General features: G+C 68.8%; 13 protein-coding genes and 1 tRNA gene. 3 read left to right on the top strand and 11 right to left on the bottom strand.

What is annotated here, in order from left to right; translation table 11 throughout:
* Window positions 1–114 precede the first annotated feature (114 nt).
* Together P8A20_RS21475 and P8A20_RS21470 are read left to right on the top strand one after the other, a co-directional pair.
* A complete protein-coding gene (locus P8A20_RS21475) occupies window positions 115–1,335 on the top strand; it encodes an acetyl-CoA C-acetyltransferase (RefSeq protein ID WP_147963773.1) in 1,221 nt (406 codons plus the stop codon).
* A 557-nt stretch (window positions 1,336–1,892) separates the two neighbouring features.
* Window positions 1,893–2,756 (top strand): hypothetical protein, encoded by an 864-nt coding sequence (locus P8A20_RS21470; protein ID WP_306104055.1) that lies wholly within the window; start codon window positions 1,893–1,895, stop codon window positions 2,754–2,756.
* On the opposite strand, the gene P8A20_RS21465 is transcribed toward P8A20_RS21470, so the two are convergent.
* On the bottom strand, window positions 2,753–3,082 hold the full coding sequence (locus tag P8A20_RS21465; RefSeq protein WP_147963775.1) for a hypothetical protein: 330 nt from the start codon (window positions 3,080–3,082) through the stop codon (window positions 2,753–2,755). The two genes, P8A20_RS21470 and P8A20_RS21465, sit on opposite strands and share 4 nt — an antisense overlap.
* 100 nt (window positions 3,083–3,182) lie before the next feature.
* On the opposite strand from P8A20_RS21465, the gene P8A20_RS21460 reads away from it, so the two are divergent.
* A complete protein-coding gene (locus P8A20_RS21460) occupies window positions 3,183–3,413 on the top strand; it encodes a DUF4287 domain-containing protein (RefSeq protein WP_147963776.1) in 231 nt (76 codons plus the stop codon).
* A gap of 83 nt (window positions 3,414–3,496) precedes the next feature.
* On the opposite strand, the gene P8A20_RS21455 is transcribed toward P8A20_RS21460, so the two are convergent.
* The 10 genes from P8A20_RS21455 to P8A20_RS21410 all read right to left on the bottom strand — a co-directional run bounded on the left by P8A20_RS21455 (window position 3,497) and on the right by P8A20_RS21410 (window position 14,363).
* On the bottom strand, window positions 3,497–4,381 hold the full coding sequence (locus tag P8A20_RS21455) for a Bax inhibitor-1/YccA family protein (protein ID WP_147963777.1): 885 nt from the start codon (window positions 4,379–4,381) through the stop codon (window positions 3,497–3,499).
* Window positions 4,382–4,545: 164 nt separating this feature from the next.
* Window positions 4,546–5,079 carry a hypothetical protein gene (locus P8A20_RS21450; RefSeq protein WP_147963778.1) on the bottom strand — a complete coding sequence of 178 codons (534 nt, stop codon included), beginning with the start codon at window positions 5,077–5,079 and terminating at the stop codon, window positions 4,546–4,548.
* Window positions 5,079–7,172 (bottom strand): hypothetical protein, encoded by a 2,094-nt coding sequence (locus P8A20_RS21445; protein ID WP_147963779.1) that lies wholly within the window; start codon window positions 7,170–7,172, stop codon window positions 5,079–5,081. Before P8A20_RS21445 ends, P8A20_RS21450 begins: the two co-directional genes overlap by 1 nt.
* Entirely contained in the window at window positions 7,172–7,621 is a 450-nt protein-coding gene (locus P8A20_RS21440) for a hypothetical protein (protein WP_147963780.1), read from the bottom strand. Before P8A20_RS21440 ends, P8A20_RS21445 begins: the two co-directional genes overlap by 1 nt.
* A gap of 264 nt (window positions 7,622–7,885) precedes the next feature.
* A tRNA-Leu gene (locus tag P8A20_RS21435) sits at window positions 7,886–7,972 on the bottom strand.
* A 249-nt stretch (window positions 7,973–8,221) separates the two neighbouring features.
* A complete protein-coding gene (locus P8A20_RS21430; protein WP_147963781.1) occupies window positions 8,222–10,627 on the bottom strand; it encodes a glycoside hydrolase family 2 protein in 2,406 nt (801 codons plus the stop codon).
* Window positions 10,624–11,517 carry an ATP-binding cassette domain-containing protein gene (locus P8A20_RS21425; protein WP_306104054.1) on the bottom strand — a complete coding sequence of 298 codons (894 nt, stop codon included), beginning with the start codon at window positions 11,515–11,517 and terminating at the stop codon, window positions 10,624–10,626. The genes P8A20_RS21430 and P8A20_RS21425 overlap by 4 nt, the downstream gene beginning before the upstream one ends.
* Window positions 11,517–12,461 (bottom strand): ABC transporter ATP-binding protein, encoded by a 945-nt coding sequence (locus tag P8A20_RS21420; protein ID WP_147963783.1) that lies wholly within the window; start codon window positions 12,459–12,461, stop codon window positions 11,517–11,519. The genes P8A20_RS21425 and P8A20_RS21420 overlap by 1 nt, the downstream gene beginning before the upstream one ends.
* 4 nt (window positions 12,462–12,465) lie before the next feature.
* Window positions 12,466–13,371, bottom strand: coding sequence for an ABC transporter permease (locus tag P8A20_RS21415; protein WP_147963784.1), 906 nt, complete (start codon window positions 13,369–13,371; stop codon window positions 12,466–12,468).
* Window positions 13,368–14,363 (bottom strand): ABC transporter permease, encoded by a 996-nt coding sequence (locus tag P8A20_RS21410; protein WP_147963785.1) that lies wholly within the window; start codon window positions 14,361–14,363, stop codon window positions 13,368–13,370. The genes P8A20_RS21415 and P8A20_RS21410 overlap by 4 nt, the downstream gene beginning before the upstream one ends.
* Window positions 14,364–14,394 lie beyond the last annotated feature (31 nt).

Below are 14,394 nucleotides of genomic sequence, written 5' to 3'. Positions count from 1 at the left end.
TGCTTAGAAAAGAGGTCCGCATCACATCGCCTGTTTGGTGACCTCAGCTATACGTCCGGGTAACTTCCAAGGCAGCCCAGCCTTCCTGCCTTCCAGCCCTCATGGAGCCGCGTGATGCCCGAAGCCGTGATCGTCTCTGCTGCCCGTTCCCCCATCGGCCGGGCCTTCAAGGGGTCCCTCAAGGATGTGCGTGCGGACGACCTGACCGCGACCATCATCCGAACCGCACTGGCCAAGGTCCCCGAGCTGGACCCGAGGGACATCGACGACCTGATGCTCGGCTGCGGTCTCCCCGGCGGCGAGCAGGGCAACAACCTGGGCCGCATCATCGCCGTGCAGATGGGGATGGACCACCTTCCCGGCTGTACGGTCACCCGCTACTGCTCGTCCTCGCTCCAGACCAGCCGCATGGCGCTGCACGCCATCAAGGCCGGCGAGGGCGACGTCTTCATCTCCGCCGGCGTCGAGATGGTCTCCCGCTTCGTGAAGGGCAACTCCGACAGCCTGCCGGACACGCACAACCCGCTCTTCGCCGAGGCCGAGGCCCGCACCGCCGCCCGTGCTGAGCAGGAGGGCACGAGCTGGACCGACCCGCGCGAGGAGGGCCTCGTCCCGGACGCCTACATCGCGATGGGGCAGACCGCCGAGAACCTGGCCCGGATCAAGGGCGTCACCCGCCAGGACATGGACGAGTTCGGCGTGCGGTCGCAGAACCTCGCCGAGGAAGCCATCAAGAACGGCTTCTGGGAGCGCGAGATCACCCCGGTCACCACGCCGGACGGCACGGTCGTCTCGAAGGACGACGGCCCCCGCGCGGGCGTCACGCTGGAGGGCGTGCAGGGGCTGAAGCCGGTGTTCCGCCCCGACGGTCTCGTCACCGCGGCCAACTGCTGCCCGCTCAACGACGGTGCCGCCGCGCTCGTCATCATGTCGGACACCAAGGCCCGCGAGCTGGGCCTGACCCCGCTGGCCCGCATCGTCTCGACCGGCGTCTCCGGCCTCTCGCCCGAGATCATGGGCTACGGCCCGGTCGAGGCCAGCAAGCAGGCGCTCAAGCGCGCCGGGCTGACCGTCGACGACATCGACCTGGCCGAGATCAACGAGGCGTTCGCCGCCCAGGTCATCCCGTCCTACCGGGACCTCGGCCTGCCGCTGGACAAGGTCAACGTCAACGGTGGCGCGATCGCCGTCGGCCACCCCTTCGGCATGACCGGCGCCCGCATCACGGGCACGCTGATCAACAGCCTGCAGTTCCACGACAAGCAGTTCGGCCTGGAGACGATGTGCGTGGGCGGCGGCCAGGGCATGGCCATGGTCATCGAGCGGCTGAGCTGAGTCGCAGCGGAGGGTTGGGGTCGCCCGAGGAACGAGGGCGGCACCAGCCCGCAGCGCAGGCGAGGCTCAGCGCGACCACGAACACCGAGCGGCTGAGCTGAGTCGCAGCGGAGGGTTGGGGTCGCCCGAGGAACGAGGGCGGCACCAGCCCGCAGCGCAGGCGAGGCTCAGCGCGACCACGAACACCGAGCGGCTGAGCTGAGTCGCAGCGGAGGGTTGGGGTCGCCCGAGGAACGAGGGCGGCACCAGCCCGCAGCGCAGGCGGACGGCAGCCGCCCGAGAGGGACAGGGTCCACTCCCCCGATGCCAAGCCCGGGCGGGCCTCGCTTCCCGCGCGGGGGCCTTCTTGAACCGGGGCGAGCCCCGATCGTGACCGAATCTCCCCCAGGATGTGATCTGCGTCCCGGGGGAGAGTCGTTTCTGCAGGTCACACCAGCCACAGAGCTGAACACCGGGCCGAAAGACCTGTCCAATTCGTGACGTAATGCACTGACAGCGGGTGCCGCCGCAGGACAAGCTGATGTAGGAAGTCGGGGGTGTCGATTGAAACCGGGAGTATGTCAGTGAGCGCCATGCCGTTTGCCCTGTTGCTGACCACCGCCGCTGCCACGGCCGTCGGCGCCGCCGCTCTGCACGCTGCTCACGGGCTGCGCAAGCAGGTCACAGCCCTGCGCACGGAGCTGGCGGAAGGCCGCAGCCTTCACGCGTCGCTGCCCGAGCAGCAGAACCGGAACACCGCCACGTCCGCCGAGGAGATACGCGCGGCGGTCGCCGAGGCACTCGCCGAGGAGCGGGAGCGCGAGCTCGCCGAGGCCCGTGCCTTCTGGGCGGCCCAGGAGGCGCGCGACGCCGCCGACGCCCCGTCCCTGCTGGGCGGCCTCGGTGACGACATCCCCTTCTTCATGCCCCGGCAGTCCGACTTCACGGGGCTGGAGGCGATGGGCCTCGATGCCGATGACGCCCTGGACGAGCTGGTGGAGCTGGCGGAGCTCACCGACCTGCCCGAGGCCGCCGAGGTCGCGGAGTACGCGGAGTTCGCCGAGGACTCCCCCGAGCTGGCCGCGGCCCGTCGCCGTCACCCCTCGCACCCGGACTTCGTCCCCGTACAGACACCCGTCGTGACCGACCATGAGCGTACCGTGAACCGCCTCGAGCGGCTCGCCGACACCGGTACGGAGCTGACCGACGTGCGTCCCGGTCCGCTGGGCACGCTCGACGTCTACGTCTTCGCCGACGGCACCACGCTCTGCATGACCCCGGGCCACCGGGAGACCGCCGAGCGGCTCGCCGACTCGCTGCGCTCCGGTGAGCAGCCGGTGCTGCTGGGCGGTTCGGGCGTCTCCGGCGCCTACGCGCTGACGTTCTCGTGCGGCGAGGAGAACGTCTACATCCTCGCCGACCGCGTCATCGCCTCCTTCTAGCGCGGCCCGGGTGCGAACGCCCGCGCAGCCGCCTCCTCGACACACCGCACGGCCTCGTCCAGCTCCTGGGACGAGGCCGTTTCCAGTGCCACGGACAGGTCACGGCCCGCGACCGCGACCTGGTCGCCGACCGCGAATATCCCGACGTCCGGCATGACCCTCGGCTCCCGGTCCGGCGCTTCGGCCCGCTGGGCGCGGACGGAAAGCTTCCTGGCCGTCACCAGCGCCTCGGCGGCCACGCCGTGCTGCAGCCTGCTCTGCGGCGTACTCCGCAGGCGGTCGGCGAATCGGTCCACGGCGGTGATGAGCGGGGTCGTATCGAGCACGCCGTGACCCTACGCGCCCCTGCACGATGGTTGCCAACGCGCCGACGCTCGGGCACGGTGTCGGGAAGGTTCAGCAACGCGCACTGCGTCGGAGGCGCCGATGTCTCAAGTCTTCTCCGAAGAAACCCATCGCAACCTGCTCTCCCGGATCCCCCATTGCACCGGCCGCGACATCGCGACCTGGATCCGCACCGTCGACGAGGGCCCCTCGCTCCTCCGCTTCGAGGAGAAGGTCAGCTGGCTGCGGGGCGAACACGACCTCACCTACGGGCACGCGAAAGCGATCATCCACGAGTACGACCTGAGACGAGCCGCACGAAAGCTCCTCTGAGGCACGCGCATCCTCCCCGCGACAGACGGAACGGCCCGCAGGCGGTGCCTGCGGGCCGTTCCGTCGTCGTCGCGCCTACGGGGTCAGTCGTCCCCGTTGAGGATGGAGAGCAGGCGCAGCATCTCCAGGTAGATCCACACCAGGGTCATGGTGAGGCCGAAGGCGGCCAGCCATGCCTCCTCGCGCGGTGCGCCGAAGTTGACGCCGTCCTCGACCTGCTTGAAGTCCAGAGCCAGGAAGCACGCGCCGAGGATGATGCCGATGACGCCGAAGAGGATGCCGAGGCCGCCGCTGCGGAAGCCCAGGCCGTCACCTCCGCCGAACACGGAGAACAGCAGGTTGACCACCATCAGGAGCATGAAGCCCATGGCCGCGGCCATCACGAAGCCGTAGAAACGGCGCGTGACACGGATCCAGCGCATCTTGTACGCGATGAGGACACCGGCGAAGACACACATGGTGCCCATCACCGCCTGCATCACCGTGCCGGGGCCGATGTAGGTGCTGACCGCGCTGGAGATCACTCCGAGGAAGACACCCTCGAAGGCCGCGTACGCGAGGATGATCGCCGGCGACGCCTTGCGCTTGAACGACTGGATCATCGCGAAGACGAACGCCACCAGGGCGGCGCCGATCGCGATGCCGTACGACTTGCCGAGACTGGCCTCGTCGACCGGCAGCAGGGCCCAGGAGAGCGCGGCGGTGAGCACCACGGTGCCCAGCGTCATGGCCGTACGCGTGACGACGTCGTCGATCGTCATCGCGCCGGAGCGCGCCGGCGCCTGCGGGGCGCCGTACTGGGTGTCCTGCTGGGCGTACGGGTTCGTCGCGTACGGGTTGGCGGTGCCCTGCGCGTACGGGTTGGTACCCGCGGTGGCGGCCCCGGCCTGCGGCGCCGCGTTGAAGCCCGCGTAGCCGTTGTCGCGGCTGAACCCCCGTCGCGAGAAGACCGGGTTGCTGCTCCTCATCTCACTCCTCCATGGCCACCGTGCGTGGCCTTCCCCTAAGAGTAATGGGTAGGCAAAACAATGACCCTAGTGCCAGAGGAGGATCTTTGAGAGAAGATCCATCCTCCGCAGGCACGGATTCCCCCCGGATCCAGGCATGACCTGCCCGGATCCGGGAAGTGCGGTCAGGCGGTGCAGGCCAGCTCCTTCTTGACCGACGGGACGAAGGTCAGGGCGAACGCCTCCATGTCGGCGCGGCGCCGGTCCGCGTCCTCCTCGGCACGTTCCCCGACACTGACGGAGACCGTGAGGTGGGAGACATCGGGCGTGCCGCACGGGGTGCTGATCACGAAGTTCTTGTCTCCCATGGCCCCTGCTCCGCCGAACGGCAAAGGACCCATCTTCTTACGGTTGGTGAACTTGTACTCGACCAGCTCACCCATCGGGTCGTAGAACCTGTCGGTCTTCTCGACACCGGCGACCACGCCCTCGCGCGAGTCCACCGTGACGAAGCACATGCCAGACATATCGGCCAGCCGATCACCCTGCATCACGAGCCTCTCTCCTTCAGGAAGCAGAGGAGAGATCGACTTCTCACTCACCGGCACCCCGCACACGTCCTTGGGCAGTGCGTACTCCCTGCCCCCGCCGCATCCGGCCGCGAGCAGAGCGAGACCGCAGAGCAGGGCCGGGGCGGACGTACGGACCGATCGCCTCATCACTGGTCCCCCGCCACCCCTTCTGCCTTCTTGTTCCCGTCGTTGGCAGCTGCTCCGATGGTGTCGTACACGCCATAACTCTTGGAATACCCCTCGTGTGCGGGATCTTCCGCCCAATCCGAGTTCACCGAGTACCACTCGTCCGCCAGCCTGTGGAGCTGGTGGTTACGCCGCTGGTAGGTGTTCTGGTGATCAGCCGTGGCCTTGTCGTTGATCTCGTTGGTCTCGTCCTGGAGCACGGCCGTGGTGATCGCGTCGACCCCCCGCTGCAACGGGTCCCCGATGACACCGCCACCGAGCGGCGTGAGCACACCACCGACCAGGTGGTACGTCCATGCCTTCTTCCACGACGCGTCGGTGATGTCACCGTCCTTCTCGTCGTTGGTGGCCTGGTACCTGGCTTCCTCAAGGAATCCGACGGTCCTGCCGGCCTTGGTGAGACTGTCCTCAGGGTGTGCCGTCTCGGTGAGGATGTCGGCCCTCATGGCGTGGTTCATCTGCTCCCCGAGCAGCATGTACGTGTCCTTGTTCCGCGAGATCTGCTTACTCACCTCCATGAGCTGGTCCGCAGGCAGCCCATGTGAGCCCAGCGGGTCACTCATGGCCTTGTGGACGGTCTCCCCGTGGTTCCCCATGGCCCTGGCCATGTCGTCGCGCAGCTCCGACGGGAAGTCGTTGCCTGTGGCCGCGAGGTACTCCAGCGAGCGCTTCATGGCATCCGTCTGCTGCGGCGTGTGCGCGGCGAACTCCGCGCCCGGGGCGTCGGGGTCGCTGACGCCCGAGACCGCGGCGAACATCGCCTTGCCAGTAGCCTCCAGAGCCGGGTTGGGCCCGTCTGCCAGCGGCGTGTCATCGAAAGACGTGCGCTCCTTCAGCACCCATTCCGCGTTGTCCTGGGGGTCCTTGGAGTTGAAGAACTCCGTGGACGCGTCGGGGCTGTTGGAAAGCGCCGTCATGAAGCCCGTCATCGGGTCCCGGCCGAAGTCGTCACCGTCCATGAAGTTCATCTTCGGCACCGGACTGCCGAGACCCTGCCAGTAGTTCCCTGGCAGCTTCATCTTCTTCTCGGTCTCGACCAGGGAGTCGCCGTACTTGTTGAGGAATCCGTCGTCGTAGTCACCGACCCGCATCAGGTTGCTCATCAGCTGGTACCCGTACACCCGCGAACCGTGCGTCTGGTACTGCTCGCCCGCGGACTTCACCATGTCGTTCTCCCACTGCCGCATGGCAGGGCTGTCCGACTGGGTGGCTCCTGCGAGGGTCAGGCTGAGGTTCTTCTGGAAGTCACCGAGCTGGTCCCGCTGGGTACGCGCCAGGTCGTTCGGCGAGGAGACGTCCGTGAGGTCGGCCCAGAACTCCAGCGTGCCCTTGGGACCCAGTGTCCTCGCGAACTGTTCCTGGAAAAGCGGGTCGTTCTTGTACGAGTCGAGGGTGGAGTTGAGCTTCCGGAACTCCGCGGGCGACATCTCGTCGCCCTTCTCCTTGATGAGCTTCGCCGCTGCCTCGGCCTTCTCCACGGCGTCGACGGCGGCGTCACGGTCCCCGTACTTCGCCCCGGAGAAGCCGACCTCGGCCTGGTCGGCGATGGTCTTCAGCACTCGGGCCGCGCTGCTGTCGCTCTCGGTCGCCCTGCCCAGGATCCTCTGTACGTCGTCACGGAGGTGATCGACGTCCTGCTGCGAGTGATCGGCCACCTCTGTGCCCTCGGCGGCCCGGTCGGGGTGGATGAGCATCGTGACGGTGAAACCGCCACCGCCGGTGGGCACCACCGTGATGTTCTTCTTCCTGCCACGCTCCAGCGCCTGGTCCAGCTCCTCCTTGTACCCGACGAGTTCGTCGCGGGTGTCCTTGAGGATGTTGTGGATCGTCGTAGCCTGCGTGTGTGCGTCGGAGAACTCGCCCACCGTCTTGGTGACGAACTCCTTGGTGATCGTCGCGTTCTCGCCGGCCCAGTTCGCCTTGTCCGCCTTCGCCTTCAGGTCGTCCCGGGCGGCGTCCTCCATCGTCTTGAGCTTGTCGACCACACCCTTCCACCCTGTGAGGGCCTCGCCGAGCTTCGCGAAATCACCGTCCCGCAGCGTTTCGAGGTCCATCAGCGCTGGGTCCTCTCGGTGAAGCCGTCGTCAAGGGCGGAGATGCTGCTCACCGTGGAGTAGATGTGGTACTCGTCGCCCGCGTGCGCGTTCCTCGTGAAGTCCATGTGGTTGGAGATGTGTGCGCAGGCGTCCAGCAACGACTGGAGTTGCTTCTCCCACCGTTCCTGCACGTGGTCCAGGCCGCCACCGAGATCGAAGCCCTGCGTCGTCAGGTCCTTCGCCGCCGTCTGGCTGACCGACCAGGCGTCACGTCCGTGCCTGCCGAGCGTCTCGAAGAGCTTGAAGGCGCTGTCGCCCACCGCGGCCAGGTCCTGCTGGTCGACCTTGAGGTCCCCCTGCGGTCCGGCCCCAGCCCCGCCCTCGGACGGAACCTGGTTCAGTTGCATCCCCGTCGAGTGTCTACGAGCCGCCTCACTCTTGAGTTGCTCCCACTCGTCCCAAGCCATATCTGGTCCCACCCCGTGCGGATCGACTTTAACGGCCCTTTAACGTACCAACTACTTGCATGAGGCACGCAAGCACGATCGGGAAGTCGGCCATGCGCGGGCGCCCGGGCGGCGGCGCGCGGCGGAACGGTTCGGTACGCACAGTGACCGGGCGACCGCGCGGCCGCTCCGCCGTAGGGGCGGTCACAGGCGGGTGACGATCGAACGGTGGCCGCGGAGCGCTCGAAGCAACGGGAGGCCGGGCGGCTCCACCGGCGGCGCGGGTGGTGCCCGGAGCCGGACTCGAACCGGCACGCCCCCGAGGAGGCAGCGAGGTTTAAGCTCGCCGTGTCTGCATTCCACCACCCGGGCGTGGGCGCGCGACTCCGCGTTTGGCAAAGACCCTATCCGGGGGCATCCCTCGAACAGCGGAACATCAACTCGATGTTGTCTTATTTTATTGATCGTGTGAGGGTCCGTCAGACACCGCCCACCCCGTCAGCACACGCCCCGCCCGGTGGAGCGGGACGAACCCCGGCAAACGGGAATGACGGAAACTCGCCGCACCCGTACGGCTCATCCGCCATGGGGCGCGCCACCGTTCGCCAGGGGCCCGCCACCTCACCCGTCGACGAGGTCGTTGACGCACCGGAGAACGGGCCGGGATCCCAGTGCTTCCGGGTCCTTCAGCACCGCCCCCGTCACGTGGAGGACGGCACGCTCGCCGGGCAGCAGCGTGACGAGCATGTCGTCCACCTCGGCCGCCGGATCCAGCCGGTCGGGGAAGAGCGCGAGGTCTCGAAGCAGCGTCCGCGCCGTCACGGTGACCCGGTAGCCGATGCCCGCCTCGTCACCCTGGGTGACAGTCACGTCGTAACGTGCCGGCGGCAGCGCGACACGGGTGTCCTCCTCGAAGAACTCGACCGTCCTGAGTTCGCCCAGCTCCGCCACCAGCACCTCGCGGGTGCTGTCGTCGGGCTCGGCGACCGACGGCGGCAGGGGCACACGGGTGACCCCGCGGGCGCCCGTGGCCACGGTCACCGTCTCCTCGGCCAGGACGGTTCCGTCCAGGGAGCGGCGTGTCAGCCGTAGCGCGCCCTCCCACGCGAGGGCGGAGTCGTTGACCAGGTGCAGGGCGCCGTCCCGTACGGCCATCAGCCGGTCCGCGTAGACCGAGCGCAGGGCGTACCAGAGCGGCTTGCGGCGGCCGTCGCCGTCCACGGCCGCCCAGGAGACGACCGGCCAGCAGTCGTTGAGCTGCCACACGATCGAGCCCGTGCAGTACGGACCGTGCGAGCGGAAGTGCCGGATCCCGAAGGCGACCGCGCGAGCCTGGTTCAACTGGGTGAGCCAGTGCCAGTCGTCGAACGACCCGGGCTGCGGAAGGTGGTCCCCCAGGCCCTCCAGCAGCTTCCGGTCGCCGTCCTCCGCCTTCTGGTGGTGGGTCATCAGCGGGGCGCCCCGGCTCAGCGGACCGCTGACGGCCCGGCGCAGGGTGGCGTACGCGGGCGGGCCCTGGAAGCCGAACTCCGCCACGAAGCGGTGCGCGGTGTCGGCGTAGTGCGTGTAGTCGACGCGGTTCCAGACGTCCCAGAGGTGGACCGTGCCCCGGGCGGGGTCCTGCGGGGGCAGTTCCGGGGAGCCGGAGTAGGGCGAGCCGGGCCAGTAAGGGCGGGAGGGGTCGATCTCGGCGCACAGGGCGGGCAGCAGCTCGTGGTAGTAGGCGTGCCCCCAGGTGCGGCCCTCCAGCTTCTCCTGCCATCCCCAGTCGGCGTGACCCTCCAGGTTCTCGTTGTTGCCGCACCACAGCACCAGCGACGGGTGCGGGGCGAGCCGCACGATGTTCTCGCGGGCCTCCGCGGCCACCTCGTCGTACAGCGGCTGCTCCTCCGGATAGGCCGCGCAGGCGAACGGGAAGTCCTGCCAGACCAGCAGCCCCTTCTCGTCGGCCAGTTCGTAGAAGTCGTCGCTCTCGTAGAGGCCGCCGCCCCAGACCCGGATCAGGTTGACGCCCGCGGCGATCGCCTGGTCGAGGCGGTCGGAGATCCGCTGCCGGGTGATCCGCGCCGGGAAGCAGTCGTCGGGGATCCAGTTCACCCCGCGTACGAAGACCGGCTCGTCATTCACCGAGATCCGGAACGCCTCACGTTCCAGGCCGACGCTCCGGAAGCCCGTCCTTCCGCTCCACGCGTCGTCGCCGAGGCGGACGGTGACGTCGTACAGCGGCTGCTCGCCGTGGCTGTGCGGCCACCATCGCGCGGCCCCGGGGACGGAGAGGGTGACGGCTGCCCGGTCCTCGCCGGCCGGGACGGTGAGCACGGTCCGCTCGCCGGCCACCTCCACCGACGCCTCCAGGGGGCCGTCCCCGGCACGGTCGGTGTCGAGGGTGAGCGACAGGCGCGGCACCCCGTCCCCGTCGAGGTCGCCGACGGCCTCCACCTCGGCGATGCGGTGGCCGGTCCATGACTGAAGCGCGACGGGCCGCCAGATGCCGGAGGTGACCAGGGTGGGGCCCCAGTCCCAGCCGAAGTTGCAGGCCATCTTGCGGATGAAGGCGTACGGCTCGGCGTAGGCGCCTGGTCGGTCGCCGAGCTTGTCGCGGAGCGCCTCGGCGTAGGTGTACGGGGCGGTGAAGCGTACGACGAGGGTGTTGGGGCCCTCGCGCAGCAACTGCCGCACGGGGAAGCGGTAGCTGCGGTGCTGGTTGGCGGTGGAGCCGACCTCGGTGCCGTTGAGCAGGACCGTGGCGACGGTGTCGAGGCCGTCGAAGCACAGGTCGGTGAACTCGTGCCCGTCGTCGGACCACACGAAGTCGGTGCGGTAGGTCCAGTCGGTGCGGCCGATCCAGCCGAGCCGTTCCTCGTTGTCGTCGAGGTAGGGATCGTCGATCAGTCCGGCGGCCAGCAGGTCGGTGTGGACGCAGCCGGGCACGGCCGCGGGGACGCCGCCCGTGGGGAGAACCGGCGGCACGGGGCCGTCGGCGGTGAGCGTCCAGCCGTCGTGGAGGGGGAGGTGGCGAGGGGTCACGCGAGGGTCCTTCCGCAGTCGGGGAGTCCGGCGCAGGCGACGAAGTGGTCCGGCTCGGTCTCGTACAGGTCGGTGTCCCGTGCGCCGCCCGCGTGGAAGGCGCACACCTCCACGGGTTCCGCGGACGTCCAGGGCTGGTTCAGCCGGGGCACCGCGGCCAGCAGGGTGCGGGTGTAGGGGTGGAGGGGGTTGCCGAAGACCTTCTGCGTGTCGCCGCGTTCGACGACACGGCCGCCGCGCAGCACGACCGTCTTCTCGGCGAGGTAGGTGCCGAGCGAGAGGTCGTGGGTGATGTAGAGGACGCCGAGGCCGCGTTCCTTGAGCCCCGCGAGAAGGTTGAGCACATCGATGCGGGTGGAGGCGTCGAGCATGCTGGTGATCTCGTCGGCGACCAGGAAGCGCAGGTCGAGCAGGAGGGCGCGGGCGATCAGCAGGCGTTGCAGCTGCCCGCCGCTCAGTTGGTGCGGGTAACGGCCGAGCACCTGGCCGGGGTCCAGGCGTACGTCCCGTACCGCCTTCTCGACACGGTCCGCCCACTCCTTGTCGGAGACGCCCGGGTGGTAGGCGCGGCGGACGAGAGCGAAGACGCGGTCGGCCTTGAAGACGGGGTTGTAGCAGCTGAAGGGGTCCTGGAAGACGCCCTGGACCCGGCGGTAGAAGTCCTTGCCGGGCCGGACCTGTTCGCCGTCCAGGGTGAGGCTGCCCGCGCTGACGTGGGTGAGCCCCAGGACCATGCGGCCGATGGTGGACTTGCCGCTGCCGCTCTCGCCGATGAGCGAGACCAGTTCGCCGGGAGACGCCTGGAAGGACACCCGGTCCACCGCGGTGACGGAACCGCCGCCGAAGGCGCCGGCCCGGAAGGTCTTGGTGACACGGTCGAGGGTCAGCATCAGGCCGCCTTCCAGCATGCGACGGTGTGGCGGGGTGCTACCTCGACGACCGGCGGTTCCTCGGCGCACCCGCTGTCGGCGAGCGGGCAGCGGGCGCGGAAGCGGCAGCCGGCGGGAGGGTCCAGCAGGGAGGGCGGGGAGCCCTCGATGCCGCTGAGCGGCTTGTCCTTGTGACGGGCGCCCACCTGGGGCAGCGAGCCGATCAGCATCCTCGTGTACGGGTGGCGGGGCCCGCTCGTCAGCGCCTTCGTGGGTGCCTTCTCGGCGAGCTTGCCCGCGTACATCACCATGATCGAGTCGGCGATGTGCGAGGTCAGTGCGAGGTCGTGGGTCACGAAGATCATGCTGGTGACCAGGCCCTTGTCGCGGAGCCCGGTGAGGGCGCCGACGACGGCCTGCTGGTTGGAGACGTCCAGGGCCGAGGTGACCTCGTCGGCGACGAGTACGGAAGGGTCGAGCAGCGTGGAGATCACCATGACGGTGCGCTGCTTCATGCCGCCGGACAGCTCGATCGGGTAGCGGTCCAGGACGTCGGGTTCCAGGCCGACCAGGGCGAGCCGCCGGTGGAGTTCGTCCGTGTCCACGGTGACGCCTCGTGAGGCGAGGAGCTCACGGATCATGCGGCCGATCCGGCGGGTCGGATTGAGCGCGCTCATGGAGTACTGGGGGACGAGCGAGATCTTGTGGAAGCGGTAGGCGTTCATGGCGCGGTCGTCGGACAGCGGCAGTTCGTCGCCGTCCAGCGTCACCGTGCCGCCCGCGTGCCTCATCCGGCCGTCGAGCCGGATGAGCGACTTGCCCAGGGTCGTCTTGCCGCAGCCGGACTCGCCCGCCAGGCCCAGGATCTCGCCGTCCGCCAGGTCGAAGCCGACGCCGTCCAGGGCCCGGACCTCGCCGCGCAGCGTGCGGTAGTGGACCCGCAGGTCGTTGACGGTCAGGGTCATGTCCTCAGGACTCCCTCAGCTTCGGGTTGAAGACCTCGTCGAGGCCCACGTTGGCCACGTAGAGCGCGCCGACGATCGCGGTGATCCCGGCGCCCGGAGGGACGAACCACCACCACATGCCGAGTTGGAGCGCGCTCCACTGCTGGGCGCTCTGGAGCATCAGGCCGAGCGAGACGCCCTCGGTCGGGCCGAGCCCGATGAAGTCCAGCGAGGAGGCGATGAGGATGGACCCGCCGAAGAGCAGGATGAACATCATGAAGAGGTACGAGCTCATGTTGGGCGCGATCTCGCGGAAGACGATCCGCCAGGTTCCGCTCCCGCTGAGCCGGGCCAGGTCCACGAACTCCCGGGTGCGCAGCGAGAAGGTCTGCGCGCGGATCGCGCGGGCCGCCCAGGGCCACGAGGTCAGGCCGATGAAGAGGCCCTGCACGGCGACGCTGCGCACCCCCATGTAGGCGTTGATGATCAGCAGGACGGCGAGGGCGGGGATCACCAGGACGACGTTGGTGAGCATGTTGAGGATCTCGTCGGTGACTCCGCCCCGGTAGCCGGCGAGGAAGCCGACGAGCATGGCGATGACGGCGGCGATGGCACCGCCGACGACGCCCACCAGGAAGGTCGCGCGCAGCCCGTGCACGAACTGCGCGTACACGTCCTGCCCGAAGGTGGTGGTGCCCAGCCAGTACGTGCCGTCGGGGGCGGACGCCTGCGGTCCGACGTACTCGTTGGGGTTGCCGTTGTCGAGCAGCATCGGGCCCACGACGCCGGCCGCCAGCAGGATCGCGACCAGGCTCGCCCCGATGATCAGCTTGGGGTTGCGGACCGCGTAGTGCAGCGACTCGCGGCCGGGCTTTGCCACGGGGGTTTCGGCGGAGGGTGCCTCGGGCGCCGGGTCGGGCAGTGTGCTCATGACGTGCCTCCTGCCATGCCCGTACGGGTGCGGGGGTCGACGACGACGTACACGATGTCGATGAGGAAGTTGGCGATCAGTACGCCGATGACGATGAACAGGAACGCGCCCTGGAGCAGGAAGAAGTCCTGGTTCTGGATCGCGGCCAGGATCAGTGAGCCGAGCCCCGGGTAGGCGAACACGATCTCGGTGACGAGCGCCCCGGCGACCAGCACGCCCAGTTGCAGGGCGAGCCCGGTGACCTGGGGCAGGACGGCGTTGCGGAAGGCGTAGCGGCGGATGAGCCGCTGGGGCGCTCCGAGGGCCGACAGGTACGACGCGTAGTCGGACTCCAGCTCGTAGATGATCATGTTCCGCATGCCGATGGCCCAGCCGCCGAGCGCGACGAGGAACAGCGAGAGGAACGGCAGCACCCAGTGGTGCAGGGCGTCCAGCACGAAGGCCGCGCTCCAGCCGGGCTGGATGTCCAGGCTGTAGCCACCGGATATCGGGAACCAGCCCGCCTTGGCCCCCAGCGCCCAGGCGAGGATGACTGCGATCCACATGTACGGCATCGCGGTCAGCAGGTATCCGGCCGGCAGCACGGTGTTGTCCAGGACCTTGCGGCGGGCGGACAGCGCGCCGATCCAGTTGCCGACGAACCAGCTGAGCAGGACGGCCGGGATCATCAGGCCGAGCGTGTACGGGAGCGCGTCGAGCAGGACGTCGCCGACGGGCGTGGGGAAGACGAAGATGGAGATCCCGAAGTCGCCCTGGAGGAGCGCACCCCAGAAGTGGAGGTACTGCTGCCACAGGGGTTCGTCGAAGCCGAACAGGTTGTTGTAGTAGCTGCGCATCGCCTCCGCCGCCTCCGGCTGCGAGACGCGGGCGCGGGCGACCATGGCGGAGACCGGGTCACCGGGCATGAAGCGCGGGATCATCCAGTTGACGGTGACGGCGACGACGAACGTCAGCGCGTAGACGAGAAGTTTGCGGGCGAAATAGCGGCGCAAGGGTGCTCCCCTGGTGGAGAGCCCCGCCGGG

It is taken from the genome of Streptomyces sp. Alt3, from assembly GCF_030719215.1.
Taxonomy (GTDB): domain Bacteria; phylum Actinomycetota; class Actinomycetes; order Streptomycetales; family Streptomycetaceae; genus Streptomyces; species Streptomyces glycanivorans.
This window is presented reverse-complemented; position numbering and strand designations above follow the sequence as displayed.